Genomic DNA, 23,886 nt, shown 5'->3' with positions numbered 1-23,886 from the left:
TTTTAAATAATAATAGGCATTACAATATATTTATATTTATATTCATTATTAAAATTAATTATATTTTTTTTGGATATTATCGGTTCTATTAAAATACTATTTTTTGAATTATATAAAGAGATATATATATATTTATTTTCTATAACATTTAATACGTCTATTAAATAATCTACATTAAAACCAATTTCTATTTTTTTACCATTATAATTAATTTCAAGATATTCTTTTACAATTTCTTTTTCTGAATTTATTGATTTAATATATAATGCTTTAGGTAGAAATTTAAAAATTATATTTTTATTTTTTTCTTTTGAAAAAATCGCACTACGGATCAAAGCTAAACGTAATTCATTTTTATTTATTAATATACGATTATTATATAAAGTAGGTATTACTTCTTTATAATTTGGAAATTGCCCATTAATTTTTTTAGTAATAAATATAAAATTTTTTATTTTTATTTTTAAAAAATTTATTCCAATAGTTATTTTAATTATTTCATCATTTTCATTTAATAAACGTATTAAAAGTAAAATACTTTTTCTTGGTAAAATTATTTTTTTTAAACCATAATAAAAATTATTCATCATATATTTTGAACATAAAGCTAATCTATGACCATCTGTAGCAACAGAAATTATAGTATTTTTATTTATTTCTAATAACATACCATTTAAATAATATCTTATATCTTCTTCAGCCATAGAAAAATAAGTTAATTTTATTAAATTTTTTAATATATTTTTATTTATTTTTATTTTTAAATTTTTTTTCTTATTTATATCGAATTTTGGAAATAATTCTGAAGTTATAGTAGATAAAATAAATTTTGAATTTTTAGTAGAAATAAATACTTTATTATTTATAGTTTCAAATTTAATATTTGTTTTATCTGGTAAAGATTTGCAGATATACATTAATTTTATAGCTGATACAGTTAGAGAACCAATTTTTTTTATCTTTTTTTTAATATATATATTACTTATTAATTCCATTTCTAAATTAGAACTAATCATTTTTATGAAATTCTTTTTATATACTTTAATTAAAATATTAGAAAGAATAGGTATAGTTTGCTGCTTAGTAATTAATCCTATTAATAAGTTAAGTGGTTTAATTAAATTTTCTCTAGAAATTATAAATTTCATTATATGAATTTAAGAAATTATTTTATAATATATATATATTATTTTAAAGGAGATTATATATTAATGAAACGGACTTTTCAACCTAGTAAAATTAAATTAAAAAGAGTTCATGGGTTTAGAAAACGCATGGCAACTAAAGATGGTAGAAAAATTATTTCAAATCGTAGAAAAAAAAAGCGGAATAGAATATGTAAATAATGAAATATAGAATAAAAAAAAATAAATCTGAATTCAAAAAGAAAATAAAAAATTTTTATAATTTTAAGTTGATTAATAATAATTTAATTATTATTGGATGTCTTCCAAATAATAAAATATATTTTTATATATTTATAAAAAAAAAAAATATTAATAAATCAACACATCGTAATTTTTTTAAAAGAATTATTAAAGAATATATAAGATTGTATCAATATAATATTATTAGTCTTTATATTATTTTACATATAAAAAATAATATATTAAAATTTAATATAAAAATATTTTTAAAAAAAATTTTTAATTTTATTATAAATTAAAAAATAAAAAAAAAGAAAAGAATTTGGAAAAAATAATAAATAATGGGAAGTTATGGTTTATATCAGAACCAATATATTGGATACTTTGTAAAATAAATTTTTTTATTTTAAATTGGGGTTTTTCAATAATATTATTAACCCTTATAATAAAAATTCTTTTCTTACCTTTATCCTATATCTCTTATAAAACAGTAATAAAAATACGTAAAATAAAACCTATATTAAATAATATAGAAAAAATATATAAAAATGATAAAAAAAGAATAACAAGAGAAATAATAAAAATATATAAAAAAGAAAAAATAAATCCATTAAATAGTTGTTTACCTCTTATTATACAAACCCCAATTTTTATTTCATTATATTGGACTTTAAGAAATTCAATAGAATTAAAAAAATCACCATTTATTTTATGGATAAAAGACTTAGCTGTAATGGATCCTTTTTTTATTTTACCAGTAATTATGGGTTTTTCTATATTAATTCAACAAAAATTAAATAATAAAGAGAATTATTATAAAAATAACTTAATAAAGTTATTACCTATATTTTTTACTTTTTTCTTTTTATGGTTTCCCTCATGTTTATTAATTTATTGGATAACTAATAATATAATCTCAATAATACAACAATATTTTATTAGAAAATGGATAAAAAAAAATATTTAAATAATTTTTTTTATAATGATCTTATTTGTGCGAAAGCAACTCCATCTGGTTATTCTAGTATTGGAATTATTAGAATATCTGGAAATGATAATATAAAATTTATCTCAAAAAAAATCTTAGGTTTTATACCTAAATCTAGATATGCTTATTATGTTCCTTTTTTAGATAAAAATAAAAAAATAATTGATAAAGGTATAGTAATATATTTTAAATCTCCTAATTCTTTCACAGGAGAAAATATACTTGAATTGCAAAGTCATGGCGGTCCTATAATTTTAGAAATATTATTAGAATATATAATCCTATTAGGCGCTAGATTAGCAAAACCAGGAGAATTTACAGAAAGGGCTTTTTTAAACAATAAAATAGATTTAATACAAGCAGAATCGGTAATAGATATAATAAAAGCTAATTCTAAATTAGCTTTAAAAATAGCTTTAAATTCTTTTGACGGAATATTTTCTAATAATATAAAAAAAATAATTAAAGAAATAATAAGATTACGTATAAATCTAGAAGCAATGATAAATTTTCCAAATGAATATAAAGAAGATTTAATAATAAAAAAAAAATTAACAAAAAAAAATATATTAAATAAAATAAAAAAATTATTTTTTTTATTAACTTTATTTAAAAAAAAAGCTTTCAATGGTTACTTGATAAATAATACTCTTAAAATAGTAATAACAGGAAAACCTAATGTAGGTAAATCTAGTTTATTTAATCTTTTAACTGGTAAAGATAATGCTATAATTACAAATATAAAAGGTACAACTAGAGATGTATTAAAAATTAATATATTTTTATATGGAATACCTATTTCTATAAGTGATACAGCTGGAATAAGAAAAAATGAAAAAAATATTAATTTAATAGAAAAATTAGGAATAAAACGTGCAATTAAAGAAATAAATAATGCAGATTTAATTTTATTAATATTAGATAATAAAGAAACAAATATAGATAGATTTAAAAAATTTTTTAAAAAAAATATTCTTATAATAAGAAATAAAATAGATTTAATAAAAAAAAAAGAATTAATAAAAGATAATAAAATAATTAATATTTCAACAAAAACAAAAGAAGGAATAAATAAATTAAAAAAAAATATAAAAAAAATAATTTTAAAAAAAAATAAAATAAAAGATGAAAATTTATTTTGTATAAAAAATCGTCAAATTTATTATTTAGAAAAAACAATTAATATAATAAATTCTTATATAAAAAATAAATTTAATGAAATTAATGAGATATTATCTGAAGATTTATATCTTATACAAAAATATTTAGAAGAAATTATTGGAAAAAATGTAAAAAAAAATATTTTAAAAAAAATTTTTAAAACTTTTTGTATAGGTAAATAAGATTTTATGAATATTTATGAAGTAATAGTAGTTGGAGGTGGGCATGCTGGTATAGAAGCTAGTTTAGCTGCATCAAAAATAGGGGTTAAAACATTACTTATAACAGATAATATTGAAACAATTGGTACTTTTTCTTGTAATCCTGCAATTGGTGGGATAGGGAAAAGTCAAATAGTAAAAGAAATAGATGCATTAGGTGGAATAATGGGTTTAGCAACCGATTATTCTGGAATACAATTTAGGATATTAAATAAGAGTAAAGGACCAGCTGTAAGATCAACAAGAGTTCAGATAGATCGGAATTTATATAAAAGATTTATAAAAACTATAATAAAAAACCAAAAAAATTTAAGTGTAATACAACAAACAGTTGTTGATTTAATTGTAAAAAATAATATAAATAAAGGTATTATAACTTCTGAAGGTATATGTTTTTATAGTAAAAAAGTAATATTATGTAATGGAACTTTTTTAGGTGGAAAAATTTATATAGGATTAAATAGTTTTATAGGTGGTAGAATTAATGACAAGAATTCAAATTTATTAGCAAAAAAAATAAAACAATTACCTTTTAAAATATCTAGATTAAAAACAGGAACTCCTCCTAGAATTGATGCTAAAAGTATTAATATTTTAAAATTAGAAAACCAATCAGGAACTTTTCCGATTCCTAAGATGTCTTTTTTTTCTTTAGAAAAAAAAAAAATAAAACAATTAAATTGTTTTATTACCTACACAAACAATAAAACACATGAAATTATAATAAACAATATATATAAATCACCTATTTTTACTGGGAAAATCAAAGGCAAAGGACCTAGATATTGTCCTTCTATTGAAGATAAAATTTATAAATTTTCAAATAGAAAAAGACATCAAATATTTTTAGAACCAGAAAATTTAGATTTTAATGAAGTTTATCCTAATGGCATTTCTACTATTTTACCTTTTAATTTCCAAAAAAAACTTATAAATAGTATATATGGTTTAGAAAAAGCTTATATAACTAGACCTGGTTATGCAATAGAATATTATTATATAGATCCACGTGATTTATATCATACTTTAGAAACTAAATTTATAAAAAATTTATATTTTGCAGGGCAAATTAATGGAACAACTGGATATGAAGAAGCAGCTGCTCAAGGATTAATAGCTGGTATAAATGCTTCAATAAATATTAAAGAATTAGAAAAATGGTATCCAAAACGTAATGAATCTTATATTGGGGTTATGTTAGACGATTTAATAAAAAAAGGAACAAATGAACCTTATAGAATGTTTACATCTAGATCAGAATATAGATTATTATTACGTGAAGATAATGCAGATTTACGGTTAACAGAAAGAGGTTATAAATTAGGTTTAATAAATAATTATCGTTATTATTATTATATAAAAAAAAGTAAAAAAATAAAAAAAGAAATAAATATATTAAAAAAAAATTATATTATTCCAAATAAAATATTAAAAAAAAATGGTATAATTAATATAAAAAAAACTATAAAATATATTGATATTAACTCAAATAAAAATTTACCTAAAGATATATTTGAACAAATACAAATACAAATAAAATATAAAGGATATATTACCCGTCAAATTAAAGAAGTAAAAAATATGAAGAAATATGAAAAAATATGTTTCCCTAAAAATTTTGATTTTAATTGTATTGGACTTTCAAATGAAATATATCAAAAAATAAGATTAAAGAAAATTTTAACATTAGCAGATCTAAAAAATATTCCAGGAGTTACTCCAGCTGCTATTTCAATAATATTGTTTTATTTAAAAAAAAAACAATAAAATAAGAACAGATTTTTATGAATAATTTTAATAAATATATAAAACATCATTTACAAAATTTGACTTTTGGATATTATCCAAAAAAAGGTTGGATAATTGCACAAAATATAGACCAGATAAAAACTATGGGATTTTTTTCAATAAATTTAGATTCTATTTTTTTTTCTATATTAATGGGTATTTTATTTTTATTTATTTTTAAGAAATGTTCTTTTTTATTAAATTCTAATACAACTCCAAAAGGGATATTTAATGTAATAGAATATATAAGTGAAACTATAAATAATATAATAATTAAGAATTTAAAATATAAGAATGAATTAATAGGTCCACTTTCATTAGTTATATTTATGTGTATTTTTTTAATGAATTTAATTGATTTATTTCCAATGGATATTATAAATATATTTTTATATTTATTAAAAATTAATCAAAATATTAAAATTTTAGCAACCTCAGATATAAACATACCAGCCGGTATGGCAATAAGTGTATTTATAATAATATTATTTTATAATATAAAAAATAAAGGTTTAATTGGTTTTATAAAAGAAATTTGTATAAAACCATTTAATAATATTTTTTTAATACCATTTAATATTATTTTAGAAAGTCTGAATTTATTAATCGAACCTTTATCTTTATCTTTACGCTTATTTGGAAATATGTTTGCGTCTGAAGTAATTTTTATATTAATTAATATTTTACCGTTTTGGATAAAATGGGTATTAAGTTTAATATGGGGTGTATTTCATATATTAATAATACCTTTACAATCTTTTATTTTTATGATGTTAACGATAATTTATTTAAAGAAATCTTATAAAACAAATACGATAAATTCACATGAAATAAATAAGATGGAGAAATAAAATGGAAATATATATAGCTGCTGCAATTATGATAGGGTTGGGAGCAGTTGGGACAGGGATTGGTTTTGGAATTATAGGAGGGAGATTATTAGAATCTACAGCAAGACAACCTGAATTAAGTAATTTGTTATTAACTCGTACATTTTTAATGACAGGTTTAATAGATGCAGTGCCAATGATTGGAGTAGGTATTGCTTTATATTTAATATTTGTAGTAGCAGGGTGAAAATTAAATTAAGGTAAAAGTTGTGAATATAAATTTAACTATTTTAGGTGAAATTATAAATTTTGCTATATTAATCTGGGTTTGTAAAAAATATGTTTGGCCTCCAATAATAAAAAATATATTAGAAAGAGAAAAGAAAATTAAGAATGCTTTAAAATCAGCTAATACAGCAAAAAAAGAATTATATAAAGCAAAAAAAGAATCAAAATATATTTTATATAAAGCTAAAAATGAAGCAGAGTTAATAATAGAAAAAGCACAATTACATTATAATTATATAATTGAAAAGATAAGAAAGATTGCAAAAAAAGAAAGTGAGAATTTAATAAAAAATAGAAAAAAAATATTTGAAGAAGAATTGTTAAATATAAAAAAAGATTTACATGAAAAAATAATTAAAATATCTTTAATAGGATTAGAAAAAATTTTAGAAAAATCAATAGATATAAATGTGAATGAAGAAATTTTTAAAAAATTAGTAAAAAAAATATAATATGAAAATATCAGAAAAATTAAAAAATAATAAACCATATTTTAATGCAATATGGGAATTATCTGTTTTATCAAAAGATTTAGATGAATGGAAAAATAAAATAAAAATGATTGATTATATAATAAATTATTATAGAAAAAATAATTTATTAAAATGTTTTAGTTTTAATAAAAATAAAAATATAAAACATATATTAGATAATGAAAGTTTTAAGATAATTAAGATATTAAGAAATAAGAATATAAATATTATAAAGTATATATTATATAAATATGAAAGAAAAATTTTTAAAAAATATAATATTTTAAATATAAAAATTATTAGTGCGTTTATCTTAAAAAATATTCATAAAAAAAAAATAATAAATATTTTAAGTTTAAAATTTAAAAAAAAAATATTTATTAAAAAAATAGAAATAAATAAAAAGATAATTGGTGGATTAATTATAAAAATAAAAAAGAATATTATAGATTTTTCTATAATTTATAGATTAAATAAATTAAAAAAAACCTTATTAGGATAATATAATCTTATGAAAGATTTAAATTATTTTGAAATTAGTAATATAATAAAAAAAGAAATAAAAAATATTAATTTTAATTTAGAAATGCAAAATGAAGGAAGAATTATTAATGTGTTTGATGGAATCGTACGTGTATATGGGTTATACTCGGCTATGTATGGTGAAATAATAGAATTTATTGAGAATATCATTGGATTGGTTTTTAATATTGAAAGAAATAATGTAGGGATTGTGGTATTAGGGGATTTCAAACAACTTAAAGAGGGAATGAAATGTAAAGGTACAGGGAAATTATTAAAAGTACCTGTCGGTTTAGAATTAATTGGTAGAGTTGTAGATACATTAGGAAGGTCTCTAGATGGGAAAGGAAAAATAAAAACAAAAAATACTGATTTGATTGAAAAAATAGCTCCTGGTGTTATTTTCAGAAAAAGTGTTAGCAAACCATTAAATACAGGCATTAAAGCAATAGATTCAATGATCCCAATAGGTTTAGGCCAAAGAGAATTAATTATAGGGGATAGAAATGTAGGTAAAACCTCTATTGCTATGGATATTATTATTAATCAAAAAAATAAAGATATAATATGTATTTATGTTGCGATAGGTCAAAAAAAATCTAATATCGTAAAGATTGTAAAAAAATTAGAAGAATATGGTGCTATGAACTATACAATAGTAGTAGCTTCATCAGCATCTGATCCAGCAATTATGCAATATCTAGTACCATATACAGGGTGTACAATGGGGGAGCATTTTCGGGATAGAGGAAAAAATGCATTAATTGTATATGATGATTTAACAAAACAAGCTTGGGCTTATCGACAAATATCATTGTTATTAAAAAGGCCGCCAGGTCGTGAAGCATATCCAGGGGATATATTTTATATACATTCAAAATTATTAGAAAGAGCTTCTCGTGTAAATGAAAATTATGTTAGGAAATTTACTAATGGAAAAATAAAAAAAACAGGATCTTTGACTGCATTACCAATAATAGAAACAAAAGGTGGAGATGTATCAGAATTTATACCTACAAATGTGATTTCTATAACAGATGGTCAAATATTTCTTGAAACAAATTTATTTAATTCAGGTATAAGACCAGCAATAAATGTAGGATTGTCTGTATCTAGAGTAGGTGGATCTGCCCAAACTCAAATAATAAAAAAATTAGGATCAGGTATACGTTTATCTTTAGCTAAATATAGAGAATTAGAATCATTTGCACAATTTAGTTCAGATTTAGATGAAATAACTAGAAAACAAATAGAAAGTGGGAAGCGTATAACAGAATTAATGAAACAAAAACAATTTAATACAATGAGTGTTGCTGAAATTGCAATATTATTATATGCAGCAAATAAAAATTATTTAGATGATATAAATATAAATAAAATATTTGATTTTGAAAAACAACTAATAAAATATTATAATAGAAATTATAAAACATTAATAAATTTAATAAATAATAATGGTAAAGAAGAGTATATAGAAAACTTTAAAAAAATATTAAAAATATTTAAAGAAAAATATAGGTAAAATTTTGATAGCCACAAAAGAAATAAAATTACAAATTGAAATCATAAAAAATACAAAAAAAATTACTAGTGCAATGGAAATGGTATCTGCATCTAAAATGCGTAAGTTACAGAATAGAATGTTATTAAGTAGATATTATACAAAAAAAATAAAAGAGATATGTAATCGTATAGTTGCTGATAATATAAATGAGAAAAATAATTATATAAATATAAATAAAAAAATAAAAAAAATTTGTTATATTATAATAACTAGTGATAAAGGTTTATGTGGAGGTTTAAATATAAAGTTATTTAAAAAATTATTAAATTATATAAAAAAAGATAAGAAAGAGTATTGTTTTTGTACAATAGGTAAAATTGGTAAAAAGTTTATAAAAAAATATGGTGGAGAAATCATATATAATAAAAATAATTTAGGTGATTATCCAAAAATAATTGAATTTTATAATTTAATAAAAATAATAATTAAACAATATGATAATAATCATATTGATTGTATTAAAATCATATATAATAAATCTATAAATTCAATAAAATCATTACCAAAAATAAAAAATCTTTTACCTTTAAAAAGAAAAAAAGAAAAAATTAAGAAAATAGTTTATATTTATGAAACTTATGATTTTAATATTTTGTTAAAAACTTTATTTACTAAATATCTTGAATCTCAAATATATCAAGCAATATTAGAGAATATAGCTAGTGAACATTCGTTGCGAATGATTTCAATGAAAAAAGCAACAGAAAATGCTAATGAGTTAATAAGAGATTTAAATAATATTTATAATAAATTAAGACAAGAAAATATAACACAAGAAATTTCTGAAATAGTAAATGGAGCAGCATTAGTATAAGAAAGGAAATTAAATGAGTGGAAAAATTGTACAAATAATTGGTGCAGTAATTGATGTAGAATTTAAAAAAAATAAATTACCTAAAATTTATTATGCATTAAAAGTAGAAAAAATAAATTTAATATTAGAAGTACAACAACACCTCGGTGATAATATAGTAAGAACTTTAGCGATGGGTTCGACAGAAGGGCTTAAACGTAATTTAAAAGTTATTAATACAAATTCTCCTATAAAAGTACCAGTAGGAATTAAAACATTAGGTAGAATAATGAATGTTTTAGGTGAACCGATAGATGAAAAAGGGCCAATAAATGAAAAAAAAATAATGGCAATACATAAGAACTCACCTAAATATATAGAACAATCTATAAATAATGATATATTAGAAACAGGGATAAAAGTTATAGATTTAATGTGCCCTTTTACCAAAGGAGGAAAAATAGGACTTTTTGGCGGGGCTGGGGTTGGAAAAACTGTAAATATGATGGAGTTAATTCGTAATATAGCAATAGAACACTCTGGATATTCTGTATTTGCTGGGGTAGGGGAGAGAACACGTGAAGGGAATGATTTTTATAATGAAATGAAAGTATCAAAAGTACTTGATAAAGTTTCTTTAGTTTATGGACAAATGAATGAGCCTTCTGGTAACAGATTCCGGGCAGCTTTAACAGGACTAACTATTGCTGAATCATTTAGAGATGAAGGTAGAGATGTATTATTATTTATAGATAATATATATAGATACACATTAGCAGGGACAGAAGTATCTGCGTTATTAGGTAGAATGCCTTCAGCTGTTGGATATCAACCAACTTTAGCAGAAGAAATAGGTGTTTTACAAGAAAGAATAACTTCAACTAAAAAAGGTTCAATTACATCAATTCAAGCAATATATGTACCAGCAGATGATTTGACAGATCCATCTCCAGTGGCTATATTTTCTCATTTAGATGCAACAATAGTTTTATCTCGAAAAATAGCAGAATTAGGTATTTACCCAGCTATTGATCCTTTAGAATCAAATTCGAGGCAATTAGATCCTTTAGTTGTTAGTAGGAAACATTATAATGTTTCTTTAAAAGTACGCAATATATTACAACGTTATAAAGAATTGAAAGATATAATAGCTATTTTAGGTTTAGATGAATTATCTGAAGAAGATAAAAAGATTGTAAATAGAGCACGTAAAATTCAAAATTTTTTATCACAACCATTTTTTGTAGCAGAGATTTTTACAGGAAAATTAGGGAAATATGTAAAATTAAAAGATACAATAAATGGTGTTAATAGTATCTTAAATGGAGAATATGATAAGATTCCTGAACAAGCTTTTTATATGATTGGTAGTATTGAAGAATTAAAAAATAAATATAAATTATAATTGGAAAAGATGAATATTATTCAATGTGAGATTATGAGAATAGACTGTTTAATGTTTTCAAAAAAAATTAAACAGATAACAGCTCTTGGTACTGAAGGAGAATTAGGAATATTATCAGGGCATGCTCCAATTATCACACAATTAAGTTGCGGACCTTTAATAATAACACATATTAACGAGAAGAAAGAAATTTTTTATTTAGATGGTGGTTTAATTGAAGTAGAATCAAATATTATTTCATGTTTGGCTTATACAATTATTAAAGCGAATGATCTTAAGGAATATGAAATTAAGAAAAGTATTAAGAAAGCTAAAAAAATAATTAAAGAAAAATCATCAAAAATAAATTATTCACGTGCAATTGCAGATATAGCTTTAGCAAATTCTCGATTACGTACATTAAAAATTTTAAAAAAATTAAAAAAAAAATAAAAGGAAATAAAAAAATGAATTTACGTAATAGGAATTTGTTAAGTTTAATTAATCATACAAAAGAAGAAATAATTTATTTAATAAATTTAGCAAGTTATTTAAAACAATCAAAATATATAGGAAATGAATATCCAAGATTAAAAGGTAAAAATATAGCTTTAATTTTTGAAAAACCATCAACTAGAACTAGGTGTGCTTTCGAAATTGCAGCTTTTGATCAAGGTGCTAATGTAACTTATATTGATTCGAAATCTTCGCAAATGGGATATAAAGAATCTATTAAAGATACAGCAAAGGTATTAGGTCGTATGTTTGATGCAATTCAATATAGAGGAGATAGTCAAAAAATAATAAAAGAATTAGCAAAAAATTCAGGAATACCCGTGTTTAATGGGTTAACAAATGAATTTCATCCAACACAAGTTTTAGCTGATGTATTAACTATGTTGGAACATTCTAACAATAAATCATTAAATAAAATAAAATATGCTTATTTAGGTGATGCACGTTATAATATTGGAAGATCGTTATTATTAATAGCAGCCAAATTGGGGATGGATATACGGATAGCAGCTCCTAAAAAAATGTGGCCAGAAGAAAAGTTTTATATTTTATGTAAAAAGATAGCTAAAAAAAATAAAGCAAAATTACTTTTAGTAGAAGATCCTTATGTAGCTATAAAAAATGTAGATTTTTTATATACTGATGTATGGGTATCAATGGGAGAAAGTTCAGATGTATGGGATGAAAGAATAAAAATGCTTTCAAAGTATCAAGTAAATAAAAAAATTATAGAAGCTACTAATAATTATAAAGTAAAAATAATGCACTGTTTACCATCCTTTCATAATAATGAAACATTAATTATAAAAAAATTATTAAAATTTGATTTTATAAAAAATAAAAAAAAATTAATTAATGGTTTTGAAATTACTGATGATGTATTTGAATCATCATATAATATATCTTTTGATCAAGTTGAAAATAGAATACATACAATAAAATCCGTAATGGTTGCTTCATTAAGTTAATTAAAGGATAATGTATAATTTAAAATTATCTTTATATATAACTAAAAACACAGGTTTATCTATAAAAAAATCTAATAAAATATTAAATATCATTTTAAAAGAAATACAGCAAGAGTATTTGAGTGAACAGCATATAATTTTTTTATAAAGCTAGTTTTGTTGTACATGGATATAGAAGTTAACCAGGGCGCATCTGTTATTATGGGGAAATATACGTCTGTAGCTTAGCTGGAGAGAGCAGTACCTTCCGAAGGTACAGGTCATGGGTTCAAGTCCCTTCAGACGTAGTTTATTAAAATTGTTAAAATGTTAAAAAGTAAATTTATTTATAATAAAAATGAACGTGAACTGAAAAGAATAAGTAAGATAGTTTATATAATCAACGATTTAGAAACTCATTTTAATTCACTTAATAATCATTCATTAAGTTATAAGACTATAGAATATCGTAAAAGGATAATAAAAGGTGATTTACTTGATATGTTATTACCTGAAGCTTTTTCTACAGTAAGAGAAGCTAGCAAACGTATAATTGGGATGCGTCATTTTGATGTACAAATAATTGGAGGTATAGTTTTGCATAAAGGCATGATTTCTGAAATGAAAACAGGAGAGGGAAAAACTATAGTTGGGACTTTACCTTCATATTTAAATGCCTTAACTGGTCTTGGAGTACATGTCGTAACAATAAATGAATATTTAGCAAAAAGAGATTCTACTAATATTCGTACATTATATGAATTTCTTGGATTAAGTATAAAAAATATTTATGCAAAACAAAATTTAAAAGAAAAAATTAATGCTTATAAAGCTGATATTACTTATGGTACTAATAATGAATATGGTTTTGATTATTTACGTAATAATATGGTTTATAAAATTAAAGAAAAATTTCAAAGAAAACTTAACTTTGCTTTACTTGATGAAGTTGATTCTATTTTAATTGATGAAGCTCGTACTCCATTAATTATTTCAGGACAAATATATGAAGATACTAAAATATATTATGTAATTAAAAATATAGCAGAAAAATTAAGAAGTTCTAAATTTACTGAATATGAAAAAGGAGATTTTATTTTAGATGAAAAACATAAACAAGTTGAATTAACTGAAAAAGGATATAAATATATAGAAGAGATTTTTAAATTAAATAAAATAATAAAAAAAAATGATTCTCTTTATTCAGCTAATAATATAGGTTTTATAAAAAAAATAAAAGCAGCTTTATTAGCACTTTATTTATTTAAAAAAAATGTTGATTATATTATTAGAAATCATGAAGTAATTATAGTAGATGAAAATACAGGTCGTGTAATGCCAGGAAAAAGATGGTCAGATGGTTTGCATCAAGCTATAGAAGCAAAGGAAGGAGTAAATATAAAAGAAGAAAGTAATACTTTAGCTTATATTACTTTACAAAATTATTTTAGACTTTATGCTAAAATAGCAGGTATGAGCGGAACAGCTTCTACTGAATTATATGAATTTAATAAAAATTATAAATTAGATGTATTAGTTATTCCAACAAATAAACCTAGAATACGTAAAGATATGAATGATTTAATTTTTTTATCTACAAAAGAAAAATTTGAAGCTATAAATAAAGATATTAAAGAAAAATTTTATAAAGGTCAGCCAGTAGTCGTAGGAACAACTTCAATTGAAATTTCAGAAGATATTTCTTATCTGTTAAAAAAACAAAAAATTTCACATAAAATACTTAATGCAAAAAATCATGAGAATGAAGCTAAAATAATTGCTCAAGCTGGCCGTTCACGTACAATTACGATCGCTACTAAAATGGCAGGGAGAGGGACAGATATTTTATTAGGTGGAAATTTTAAAAATAAAATATATAAAAAAATTGTAAAAAACGCTGGAGGTTTACATGTTATTGGTACAGAAAGACATGAATCTAGAAGAATTGATAACCAATTAAAGGGAAGGGCAGGACGGCAAGGTGATCCAGGATCAACTAGGTTTTTTATTTCTTTAGAAGATAATTTAATGAGGTTATTTGGTTCTAATAACATAAAAAAGATGATAAAAATTTTAGGTTTATCTTATGGTGAAGCTATTGAACATAAATTAATTAATAAAGCAGTAGAAAAAGCTCAAAAAAAAATAGAACTTCGTAATTTTGATATACGAAAACAAATATTAGAATATGATAAAATTTCAAATTATCAAAGAAAAATTGTATATAAACTAAGAGATGAAATTTTATTTAGTTATAAGATTTCTGAATATATAGAATATATTAGAAATGAAGTAATTTATAAGATAGTGTATAACTACAAAAAAAATAAAAAATATAATATAACTAATTTAGTAATAAATATAAAAAAAATATTAAATATAAATATATATAAATGGATAAAAAAAAATAAATATATTTTCTCATATAAAAATGGATATATAATTATAATTAATAAAATAAAAGATAAATATAATAAAATATATAAATCTTATTGGAAAAAAGTTGATAAAGAAAAAATAAAAATTTTAAAAAAACAAACTATATTACAAGTCTTTGATATAAGATGGAAAGAACATTTACATATGTTGGATTATATAATGAGTAGTATACCTTTAAGAGGCTATGTACAAAAAAATCCTATAGAAGAATATAAAAAAGAAGCATTTAAATTATTTAAAGATTTAATTATTAATATTAAATTTGATGTAATAAGTGTACTTAGTAAGTATAAAATTTAGGAATTATATGTTTGAAAAAAATAAAGAAAGTTTACCAATTACATATGAATATGAAACAATTGAAGATGAAATAAAACAATCTTATTTAGATTATGCAATGAGCGTAATTATTGGCAGAGCTATTCCAGATATACGGGACGGCTTGAAACCAGTGCATCGTCGCGTGATCTTTGCTATGCACGAATTAAATAATATATGGAATAAAAAGTATTTAAAATCAGCACGGGTCGTGGGTGATGTAATTGGTAAATATCACCCACATGGTGATTGTGCTGTTTATGATGCAATTGTAAGAATGGCACAAGTGTTTTCTATGAGATATGTATTAATTGATGGGCAAGGAAATTTTGGATCAATAGATGGTGATAACGCGGCAGCTATGAGATATACAGAAGTAAGAATGTCTCGGATAACTAATGAATTTTTATATGATATTGAAAAATCTACAGTAGATTGGGTAGATAATTATGATGGGTCTGAAAAAATCCCAGAATTCTTACCTAGTCGTATACCTAATTTGTTAATAAATGGAACTAGTGGTATAGCTGTAGGAATGGCAACTAATATACCTCCTCACAATATAAAAGAAGTTATTAATGCATGTTTAGCTTTTATTGATAATAACAAAATTTCAATAGAAGATTTAATGAAATATATAAAGGGGCCTGATTTTCCAACATCAGGCATTATACATGGAAAATCAGGAATTTTAGATGCTTACAAAACAGGAAAAGGTAGGATTTATATACGTGCAAAATATATAATAGAAAAAAATAAGATAACAGGTAATGAAAAAATTATTATAACAGAATTACCATATCAAGTTAATAAAGCTAGATTAATTGAAAAAATAGCTTATTTAGTAAAAAAGAAACGGTTATTTGGTATAAATGAGCTTAGAGATGAATCAGATAAAGATGGTTTAAGGATAGTTATTGAAACAAAACGTTATGAATCAGGTGAGGTAATATTAAATAATCTTTTTGCACATACTCAACTTGAAGTAGTTTACAGTATTAATATGGTAGCTGTAGATAAAGGTAAACCTAAAAAATTTAATATTAAACAAATTATCGAAGCTTTTATTAATCAACGTATTTCAGTAATAACACGACGTACTTTATATGAATTAAAAAAATTAAAAAAACGTAAACATATTCTAGAAGGTTTAATAATTGCAATATCTAATATTGATGTTGTTATAGAATTAATAAAATCAGCTTCTTCTTTAGAACAAGCTAAAAATAAATTAATTAATATAAAATGGAAAAAAAATAAATTATATAAAGAAATTATTATTGATGAATATATATTTACTGAATATCAAATTAAAGCAATTCTGGATTTAAAATTACATCGTTTAACAAGTTTAGAAAGTAAAAATTATATTTATGAATATAAAAATACTTTGAATAAAATAACTAATTTAAAAAAAATATTATCTTCCTTTGATTATTTAATGGAAATAATTCGTAATGAGTTATTTGAAATAAGTTCTAAATATGGAGATAATAGAAAAACTAAAATTAATGCTATTCGTAATGAGATAAATACAGTTGATCTTATTAATGAAGAAAAAATGGTAGTTACAGTTTCTAGATCAGGATATGCTAAAATACAACCGATTTCAGTTTATCAAGCACAAAAACGAGGTGGGAGAGGTAAATTAGCAACAATAATAACTGATGAAGATGTAATTGAACATTTATTAGTAGCATCAAATCATGATACAATTTTATTATTTTCTGATAAAGGCAAAGTATATTGGCTTAAAGTTTATGAAATACCACAAAAGAGTAGAAGTTATAGAGGGAGACCTTTAGTTAATTTACTTTATTTAGATGAAAATGAAAAAATTACAGCAATCCTTGCAATAAATGATGAAAATAGTAATAAAAATAATTATATATTTTTTGCAACCGCTTTGGGTAAAGTAAAAAGAACGTATATGAAACAATTTGCCAGACAACGTAATTGTGGGATTATTGCACTTAATTTAGAAGAAGGAGATAGGTTGATAGGTGCAGCTATTACTTATGGCAAAGATAATGTAATGTTACTTGCTTCGAATGGAAAATCTATTTATTTTAAAGAAAGTGAAGTCCGTGTAATGGGCAGGAATGCTACAGGTGTAATGGGTATGCGTTTATTTCCTAAAAATAAAATTATTAGTTTAATAATTATAAAAAATCAAAAAAAATTACAAAAATATTATATTTTAACAGCTTCAGAAAAAGGATATGGAAAACGTACTCTTTTGGAAGATTTTAATTTAAGAAAGCGTGGTGGACTAGGAGTAATCGCAATGCGATCTTCAAAACGAAATGGTAAATTAGTATCAGCGATAAAAGTTAAAGAAAGTGATGAAATTATTTTAATAACAAATAGGGGGAAGTTAGTACGTACTAGAGTTAAAGAAATATCTTGTATTTCCCGAGATACCCAAGGGGTTAAATTAATACGTGTTAATAAAGAAGAAAAATTAGTATCGGTTGTAAGATTAGGTGAAAAGATTGATTTAAAGTAATATAATAATAAATATGATAGGATTACTAAAATGTCTTTAAAAATAAAAAAAGATTTAAAAAAAATTAGAAAATATATAGATAAGATTGATATTCAATTATTAAATTTAATTAGTCAACGAGCTAGGTGTGCTAAAAAAGTTGCAAAGATAAAAATATCTAAAGATCCAAAAACAAAATTTTATAGTCCAGAACGTGAAGCTCAGGTATTAAGAAATATAATAAGAAATAATAAAGGGCCATTATCTAATGAAGAAATATCAAGATTATTTAGAGAAATCATGTCTACTTGTTTAGCTTTAGAATTCCCAATAAAAGTTGCTTATCTGGGGCCTGAGGGTACATTTACTCAAAAAGCAGTAATTAAACATTTTGGTAAATCTGTAATAAGTATCCCTGTAAAAGATGTATTTAATACAATAGAAAATAAAAAATATAATTATGGAGTTGTACCTTTAGAAAATTCTACAGAAGGTATAGTAAATAATACTTTAGATTCTTTTATTTATTCAAAATTAAAAATATGTGGAGAAGTAATATTACCAATACATCAGAATTTAATGGTTGGAAAAAAAAATATAAATAAAAATATAGAAAAAATTTATTCACATCAACAATCATTTGCTCAATGTAGAAATTGGTTAAATAATAATTATCCTAGTGCTAAAAGAATTTTAGTATCTTCTAATGCAGAAGCTTCAAAAATAGTTGAAACTGAAAGTAAGAGTGCAGCAATTGCGGGAGATATTGCTGCTAGTTATTATTCTTTAAAAATAATTGCTAAAAATATAGAAGATCGTATTAATAATTTTACAAGATTTTTAATTTTATCAGATAAAGATGTTGCTGCAACAGGAGATGATAAAACATTATTAATGTTATCAATTAAAAATAAAATAGGTTCTTTTTATTTATTAATAGAACCGTTTTATCGTTATAAGATTGAGATTTTACGTTTAATAAATAGGCCAGCTCCAGAAACTAATGGAGTTTGGAATTATATATTTTTTATTGAAATTAAAGGACATCGGAAATCTAAGTTGTTAGAAAAAATATTAAAAGAAGTAGATATGCGAGGGGCAGAAATAAAAATATTAGGTTCTTACCCAGAACAATTAATAAGAGAAGATAAGTCTTATGAAGAATAATGTTAAATATATAGTAAAAAAAGTTATTAAACCAATTAAAGGTAGAATTAAAGTACCAGGTGATAAATCGATATCACATCGGGCAGTTATGTTTGGATCTTTGTCAAATGGAATTACTAATATTAAAGGTTTTTTAGAAGGATATGATAGTTTAGCTACTTTAAAAGCATTTAAAGATATGGGAGTTTCGATTTTTGGGCCTAAAAATAAAAAATTATGTATTAAAGGGGTTGGAATATATGGATTAAAAAATCCAAAAAACAAATTAAAGTTAGGTAACTCCGGAACTAGTATGAGATTGTTAGCAGGATTATTATCAGGACAAAAGTTTAAGACTCAAATTACAGGAGATAAATCTCTTTCGAGTAGGCCTATGAATAGAGTTGCAATCCCATTAAGATTAATGGGAGCAAAAATAAAAACTTATAAAAATGGTAGACCTCCACTTAAAATAATTGGTAAAAGGCTCCAAGGAATAAAATATATTATGCCAATAGCTAGTGCTCAAGTAAAATCATGTTTATTGTTAGCTGGAATTTATGCAAAAGGTGAAACTAAAATAATTGAAAAAGGTTGTACAAGAGATCATACAGAACGGATGTTAAAAAATTTTGGTTATAAAATCAAAACTAAAAATAGTACTATATCTTTAATTGGCGGGTATAATTTACAAGCTACTAATATTAAGATACCATCTGATATTTCTTCCGCTGCTTTTTTTTTAGTAGCAGCTTCAATTATACCTAATTCAGAATTATTATTAGAAAAAGTTGGAATAAATCCTACACGGATTGGAGTAATTAATATTTTACGGTATATGGGAGCAGATATTAAATTATTAAATGAAACTAATTGGTGTAATGAACCAGTAGCAGATATTCGTGTAAAATATACAAATCTAAAAGGAATTGATATTCCTAAAGATCAAGTACCATTAGCTATTGATGAATTACCAATTTTGTTAGTTGCTGCTGCTAATGCAGAAGGAATAACTAGATTACGTGGGGCTTCAGAATTAAGAGTAAAAGAATCTGATAGAATTATTTCAATGGCTAAAGGTTTTACTTGTATTGGGGTAAAAAATAAAGTATATGAAGATGGAATAGATATAATTGGAACAAAAAATTATAAAGGAGGTTATATTAATAGTTTCGGGGATCATCGTGTAGCTATGTCTTTCACAATAGCAGCATTAAAAGCTAGTGATGAAATAGTTATTGATGATTGTATAAATGTATCTACTTCCTTTCCTAATTTTAAAGAACTATCAAATAATATAGGTATAAAAATAAAAGAAGTAAAAATTTAGTAGTAATATATAGTAGCTTAAATAAATAAAATAAATTAATATTAATATATGGGTCGTGCTTTTATATTATAGTACGGAATTATTAAAAAGTTAATTATGTAGGATTATTATGAGCGAAAGCTTTGCTGAGTTATATGAAAAATCACTAAATAATATAAATCTTAAACCAGGATCTATAATTAAAGCAACTATAATTAATATAGATAAAGATTGGATAAAAGTTAATGCAGGTTTAAAATCAGAAGGAAAAATAAATATTGATCAATTTAAAAATGATAAAGATGAAGTGTGCGTTAAAATAGGTGATAAGATTAATGTAGTAATAGAAGCAATAGAAGATGGTTTTGGAGAGACAAGGTTATCTCGTGAAAAAGCAAAAAGATTAGAAAATTGGAAAAATTTAGAAAAAGCTTTTAATAATAATGAAAGAGTTAAAGGAATAATTATTGGTAAAGTAAAAGGTGGTTTTACTGTAGAAATTAATTCAATACGTGCTTTTTTACCAGGTTCATTAGTTGATATTCGGACTGTCAGAGATATATTACATTTAGAAAAAAAATATATTGATTTTAAATTAATAAAATTAGATAAAAAAAGAAATAATGTTGTTGTATCGAGAAGAGCTGTATTAGAAATAGGTAATGAAAAAGAAATATTAAATAAAAAAATTCATGAAGATAAATCTATTAAAGGTATAGTAAAAAATTTAACAGATTATGGTGCATTTATAGATTTAGGTGGGATTGATGGCTTACTTCATATTACAGACATGGCTTGGAAACGTGTTAAACATCCTTCTGAAATAGTTTCTTTAGGTGATGAAATTGAAGTAAAAATCTTAAAATTTGATCGGGCACGCAATCGTGTTTCTTTAGGCCTTAAACAACTAAGTGAAGATCCTTGGAAAAATATAAAAGAACGTTATCCAGTAGGCAAAAAAGTAAAAGCACGTATTACTAATATTACTGATTATGGATGTTTTGCAGAAATAGAAGATGGAATAGAAGGTTTAGTTCATGTTTCTGAGTTAGATTGGACTAATAAAAATATTAATCCATCTAAATTAGTAAATATCGGTGAAATAGTAGAAGTTATGATTCTAGAAATAGATGAATTAAGAAGAAGAATATCATTAGGTCTAAAACAATGTAAATTAAATCCATGGGAAACGTTTAGTTTAAAATACAAAAAAAATGATCGGGTTGAAGGGCTAGTAAAATCCATTACAGATTTTGGGATTTTTGTAGGTTTGAAGGGAGGAATTGATGGTTTAGTTCATGTATCAGATATTTCGTGGAATGAAATAGATGATAAAGTAATCCGTAGTAAATATAGGAAAGGTGATATAATTTCAACCTTAATTTTATCTATTGATCCTGAGAGGGAACGTATTTCTTTAAGTATTAAACATCTAAAACAAGATCCTCTGACAGTTTTTTATAAAGGATCTTTAGTAAATGGAGAAATTATAGAAATTAATGAAAATGAAACACTAGTAAAATTAAATAATAATGTTATTGCTAATATTAATAATAACGGCTATCTAATTGGTGATAAGATTTCTGCATATATTATTAATATTGATAGAAAAAATAGAAAAATAACATTATCTGATAAATTATAAACTAACCCGTTATTTAAGAAAAATTAAATAACGGGTATATTTTTCTTTACATCATTCCACCCATTCCACTCATTTCTGGAGCATTAGGGTGATTATTAGTATTATTTTTATTATCTTCAGTATGGTCTGCTATCATTGCTTCTGTTGTTATTATCATTCCGCCTATTGAACCAGCAGATTGTAAAACAGTTCTTGTAACTTTAGCAGGATCTAAAACACCCATATTTATTAAATCACCAAATTCCCCTGTATTAACATTATATCCAAAATTTCCTTCCCCTTCTTTAACCTTATTAAGTATAACAGATGATTCTTCACCTGCGTTCTTAACAATTTGTCTTAAAGGTGATTCAAATGCTTTTAGAGCAATTTTTATTCCATGAGTTTGATCGTCATTCTTACCTTTTAAATTTTGTAATTTATTTAATATTCTAATTAAAGCTGTTCCTCCACCTGCTACAACCCCTTCTTCTACAGCAGCCCGTGTAGAATGTAAAGCATCTTCTACTCTAGCTTTTTTTTCTTTCATTTCTATTTCTGTAGCTGCTCCAACTCTAATTACAGCTACACCACCTGCTAGTTTGGCTACTCTTTCTTGAAGTTTTTCTTTATCATAATCAGAAGTAGTTTCTTCTATTTGTTTTCTAATTTGTTTTACCCTAGATTCTATATCTTTTTCTGAACCTGCTCCATCAATTATTGTAGTAGTTTCTTTAGACATAGTAATTCTACGAGCATTCCCTAAATTATTTAATGTTGCTTTTTCAATATTTAGTCCTATATCTGAAGAAATTACTGTACTTCCTGTAAGGATTGCTATATCTTGTAACATTGCTTTACGCCGATCGCCAAACCCTGGCGCTTTAGCTGCTGCTACTTTAACTATCCCTCTCATATTATTAACTACTAATGTGGCTAATGCTTCACCTTCTATATCTTCTGATATTATCATTAACGGCTTTCCTGATTTCGCAACACTTTCTAATAACGGCAATAATTCCCGAATATTTGAAATTTTTTTCTCTACTATAAGAATATATGGTGATTCTAATTCTACTGTCATATTTTCTTGATTAGTGACAAAATAAGGAGAAATATAACCTCTATCAAATTGCATACCTTCTACAACCTCTAATTCATCTTCAAATCCCCTACTTTCATCTACTGTTATTACGCCTTTTTTTCCAACTTTTTCCATAGCTTTTGCTATTAACTGCCCAATCTTACTATCTCCATTAGCTGAAATCGTACCAACTTGAGCAATTGATCTTGAATCTGCACATTTAACAGATATTTTTTTTATTTCTTCAACAGAAGCTCTTATTGCTTTATCTATCCCTCTTTTTAAATCCATAGGATTTCTTCCAGAATTAATTTGTTTAATTCCTTCATTAACTATGGCTTGTGCCAAAACGGTAGCTGTTGTTGTTCCATCTCCTGCTACATCTGCTGTTTTGGAGGCAACTTCTTTAACCAGTTGAGCACCCATATTTTCAAATTTCTCTTTTAATTCTATATCTTTTGCTACAGAAACTCCATCTTTAGTTATTGTAGGTGCGCCAAATGACTTTTCTAAAACCACATTCCGGCCTTTAGGTCCTAAGGTGGTTCTAACTGCATCAGCAAGTGCATTAACTCCTCGTACCATACGAGTTCTTGCATCTTCAGAAAATCTAATCTGTTTAGCTGCCATAGTATT

The 23,886-nt window shown here is 23.5% G+C and carries 21 protein-coding genes and 1 tRNA gene; 20 read left to right on the top strand and 2 right to left on the bottom strand.

The window, feature by feature from the left end; all coding sequences use genetic code 11:
- Positions 1-2 precede the first annotated feature (2 nt).
- Positions 3-1,148, bottom strand: a complete 1,146-nt coding sequence (gene dnaN, locus PAD_RS01405) for a DNA polymerase III subunit beta (protein WP_219848669.1) — start codon at positions 1,146-1,148, stop codon at positions 3-5.
- Positions 1,149-1,211: 63 nt separating this feature from the next.
- Between dnaN and rpmH the strand changes: the two genes are divergently transcribed.
- From rpmH to rpsA, 20 genes are all read left to right on the top strand, one after another.
- The gene (rpmH, locus tag PAD_RS01400) at positions 1,212-1,346 is read left to right on the top strand and encodes a 50S ribosomal protein L34 (RefSeq protein WP_219848547.1); all 135 of its coding nucleotides are present in this window, start codon (positions 1,212-1,214) and stop codon (positions 1,344-1,346) included.
- Positions 1,346-1,666 carry a ribonuclease P protein component gene (locus PAD_RS01395; protein WP_219848668.1) on the top strand — a complete coding sequence of 107 codons (321 nt, stop codon included), beginning with the start codon at positions 1,346-1,348 and terminating at the stop codon, positions 1,664-1,666. The genes rpmH and PAD_RS01395 overlap by 1 nt, the downstream gene beginning before the upstream one ends.
- 23 nt (positions 1,667-1,689) lie before the next feature.
- Positions 1,690-2,334, top strand: coding sequence for a membrane protein insertase YidC (gene yidC, locus PAD_RS01390; protein WP_219848667.1), 645 nt, complete (start codon positions 1,690-1,692; stop codon positions 2,332-2,334).
- The gene (gene mnmE, locus PAD_RS01385) at positions 2,313-3,698 is read left to right on the top strand and encodes a tRNA uridine-5-carboxymethylaminomethyl(34) synthesis GTPase MnmE (protein ID WP_219848666.1); all 1,386 of its coding nucleotides are present in this window, start codon (positions 2,313-2,315) and stop codon (positions 3,696-3,698) included. Before yidC ends, mnmE begins: the two co-directional genes overlap by 22 nt.
- Positions 3,699-3,704: 6 nt before the next feature.
- Positions 3,705-5,504, top strand: a complete 1,800-nt coding sequence (mnmG, locus tag PAD_RS01380) for a tRNA uridine-5-carboxymethylaminomethyl(34) synthesis enzyme MnmG (protein ID WP_219848665.1) — start codon at positions 3,705-3,707, stop codon at positions 5,502-5,504.
- Positions 5,505-5,521: 17 nt separating this feature from the next.
- Positions 5,522-6,376 (top strand): F0F1 ATP synthase subunit A, encoded by an 855-nt coding sequence (atpB, locus tag PAD_RS01375; protein ID WP_219848361.1) that lies wholly within the window; start codon positions 5,522-5,524, stop codon positions 6,374-6,376.
- A 1-nt stretch (position 6,377) separates the two neighbouring features.
- Positions 6,378-6,602, top strand: coding sequence for a F0F1 ATP synthase subunit C (gene atpE / locus PAD_RS01370; RefSeq protein ID WP_014894946.1), 225 nt, complete (start codon positions 6,378-6,380; stop codon positions 6,600-6,602).
- A 22-nt stretch (positions 6,603-6,624) separates the two neighbouring features.
- Positions 6,625-7,095 carry a F0F1 ATP synthase subunit B gene (locus tag PAD_RS01365; RefSeq protein WP_219848664.1) on the top strand — a complete coding sequence of 157 codons (471 nt, stop codon included), beginning with the start codon at positions 6,625-6,627 and terminating at the stop codon, positions 7,093-7,095.
- Position 7,096: 1 nt separating this feature from the next.
- Complete coding sequence (atpH, locus tag PAD_RS01360; protein WP_219848663.1) at positions 7,097-7,618, top strand: ATP synthase F1 subunit delta; 522 nt, start codon at positions 7,097-7,099, stop codon at positions 7,616-7,618.
- A gap of 9 nt (positions 7,619-7,627) precedes the next feature.
- Positions 7,628-9,160: a F0F1 ATP synthase subunit alpha gene (gene atpA / locus PAD_RS01355; protein ID WP_219848662.1), complete on the top strand. Its 1,533-nt coding sequence runs from the start codon at positions 7,628-7,630 to the stop codon at positions 9,158-9,160.
- Positions 9,161-9,164: 4 nt separating this feature from the next.
- Positions 9,165-10,016, top strand: coding sequence for an ATP synthase F1 subunit gamma (atpG, locus tag PAD_RS01350; protein ID WP_258172083.1), 852 nt, complete (start codon positions 9,165-9,167; stop codon positions 10,014-10,016).
- Between the two features lie 13 nt (positions 10,017-10,029).
- Positions 10,030-11,400, top strand: coding sequence for a F0F1 ATP synthase subunit beta (atpD, locus tag PAD_RS01345; protein ID WP_219848661.1), 1,371 nt, complete (start codon positions 10,030-10,032; stop codon positions 11,398-11,400).
- Between the two features lie 9 nt (positions 11,401-11,409).
- Positions 11,410-11,832 carry an ATP synthase F1 subunit epsilon gene (atpC, locus tag PAD_RS01340; protein WP_219848660.1) on the top strand — a complete coding sequence of 141 codons (423 nt, stop codon included), beginning with the start codon at positions 11,410-11,412 and terminating at the stop codon, positions 11,830-11,832.
- Between the two features lie 14 nt (positions 11,833-11,846).
- On the top strand, positions 11,847-12,863 hold the full coding sequence (argF, locus tag PAD_RS01335) for an ornithine carbamoyltransferase (RefSeq protein ID WP_219848659.1): 1,017 nt from the start codon (positions 11,847-11,849) through the stop codon (positions 12,861-12,863).
- Between the two features lie 213 nt (positions 12,864-13,076).
- A tRNA-Arg gene (locus PAD_RS01330) sits at positions 13,077-13,150 on the top strand.
- A gap of 19 nt (positions 13,151-13,169) precedes the next feature.
- The gene (secA, locus tag PAD_RS01325; RefSeq protein WP_219848658.1) at positions 13,170-15,581 is read left to right on the top strand and encodes a preprotein translocase subunit SecA; all 2,412 of its coding nucleotides are present in this window, start codon (positions 13,170-13,172) and stop codon (positions 15,579-15,581) included.
- Between the two features lie 7 nt (positions 15,582-15,588).
- A complete protein-coding gene (gene gyrA, locus PAD_RS01320) occupies positions 15,589-18,108 on the top strand; it encodes a DNA gyrase subunit A (protein WP_219848657.1) in 2,520 nt (839 codons plus the stop codon).
- A gap of 30 nt (positions 18,109-18,138) precedes the next feature.
- A complete protein-coding gene (pheA, locus tag PAD_RS01315) occupies positions 18,139-19,254 on the top strand; it encodes a prephenate dehydratase (protein ID WP_219848656.1) in 1,116 nt (371 codons plus the stop codon).
- The gene (gene aroA / locus PAD_RS01310) at positions 19,244-20,563 is read left to right on the top strand and encodes a 3-phosphoshikimate 1-carboxyvinyltransferase (protein ID WP_219848655.1); all 1,320 of its coding nucleotides are present in this window, start codon (positions 19,244-19,246) and stop codon (positions 20,561-20,563) included. The genes pheA and aroA overlap by 11 nt, the downstream gene beginning before the upstream one ends.
- 109 nt (positions 20,564-20,672) lie before the next feature.
- Positions 20,673-22,187, top strand: coding sequence for a 30S ribosomal protein S1 (gene rpsA / locus PAD_RS01305; RefSeq protein WP_219848654.1), 1,515 nt, complete (start codon positions 20,673-20,675; stop codon positions 22,185-22,187).
- Between the two features lie 46 nt (positions 22,188-22,233).
- Here rpsA and groL read toward each other — a convergent pair whose 3' ends face one another.
- Positions 22,234-23,880 (bottom strand): chaperonin GroEL, encoded by a 1,647-nt coding sequence (groL, locus tag PAD_RS01300; protein WP_219848653.1) that lies wholly within the window; start codon positions 23,878-23,880, stop codon positions 22,234-22,236.
- Positions 23,881-23,886: the final 6 nt, after the last annotated feature.

Source organism: Candidatus Portiera aleyrodidarum, from assembly GCF_000953295.1.
GTDB classification, from domain to species: domain Bacteria; phylum Pseudomonadota; class Gammaproteobacteria; order Johnevansiales; family Johnevansiaceae; genus Portiera; species Portiera aleyrodidarum_A.
Note: the sequence above shows the minus strand (reverse complement) of the source record. Positions and strands in the feature narration are given on the sequence as shown.

Excerpts from the sequence above, each read along its gene's own strand:
- dnaN (WP_219848669.1), bottom strand. The coding sequence starts at position 1,148 with ATGAAATTTATAATTTCTAGAGAAAATTTAATTAAACCACTTAACTTA.
- rpmH (WP_219848547.1), top strand. The coding sequence starts at position 1,212 with ATGAAACGGACTTTTCAACCTAGTAAAATTAAATTAAAAAGAGTTCAT.
- PAD_RS01395 (WP_219848668.1), top strand. The coding sequence starts at position 1,346 with ATGAAATATAGAATAAAAAAAAATAAATCTGAATTCAAAAAGAAAATA.
- mnmE (WP_219848666.1), top strand. The coding sequence starts at position 2,313 with ATGGATAAAAAAAAATATTTAAATAATTTTTTTTATAATGATCTTATT.
- mnmG (WP_219848665.1), top strand. The coding sequence starts at position 3,705 with ATGAATATTTATGAAGTAATAGTAGTTGGAGGTGGGCATGCTGGTATA.
- atpB (WP_219848361.1), top strand. The coding sequence starts at position 5,522 with ATGAATAATTTTAATAAATATATAAAACATCATTTACAAAATTTGACT.
- atpE (WP_014894946.1), top strand. The coding sequence starts at position 6,378 with ATGGAAATATATATAGCTGCTGCAATTATGATAGGGTTGGGAGCAGTT.
- atpH (WP_219848663.1), top strand. The coding sequence starts at position 7,097 with ATGAAAATATCAGAAAAATTAAAAAATAATAAACCATATTTTAATGCA.
- atpA (WP_219848662.1), top strand. The coding sequence starts at position 7,628 with ATGAAAGATTTAAATTATTTTGAAATTAGTAATATAATAAAAAAAGAA.
- atpD (WP_219848661.1), top strand. The coding sequence starts at position 10,030 with ATGAGTGGAAAAATTGTACAAATAATTGGTGCAGTAATTGATGTAGAA.
- atpC (WP_219848660.1), top strand. The coding sequence starts at position 11,410 with ATGAATATTATTCAATGTGAGATTATGAGAATAGACTGTTTAATGTTT.
- argF (WP_219848659.1), top strand. The coding sequence starts at position 11,847 with ATGAATTTACGTAATAGGAATTTGTTAAGTTTAATTAATCATACAAAA.
- secA (WP_219848658.1), top strand. The coding sequence starts at position 13,170 with ATGTTAAAAAGTAAATTTATTTATAATAAAAATGAACGTGAACTGAAA.
- gyrA (WP_219848657.1), top strand. The coding sequence starts at position 15,589 with ATGTTTGAAAAAAATAAAGAAAGTTTACCAATTACATATGAATATGAA.
- pheA (WP_219848656.1), top strand. The coding sequence starts at position 18,139 with ATGTCTTTAAAAATAAAAAAAGATTTAAAAAAAATTAGAAAATATATA.
- aroA (WP_219848655.1), top strand. The coding sequence starts at position 19,244 with ATGAAGAATAATGTTAAATATATAGTAAAAAAAGTTATTAAACCAATT.
- rpsA (WP_219848654.1), top strand. The coding sequence starts at position 20,673 with ATGAGCGAAAGCTTTGCTGAGTTATATGAAAAATCACTAAATAATATA.
- groL (WP_219848653.1), bottom strand. The coding sequence starts at position 23,880 with ATGGCAGCTAAACAGATTAGATTTTCTGAAGATGCAAGAACTCGTATG.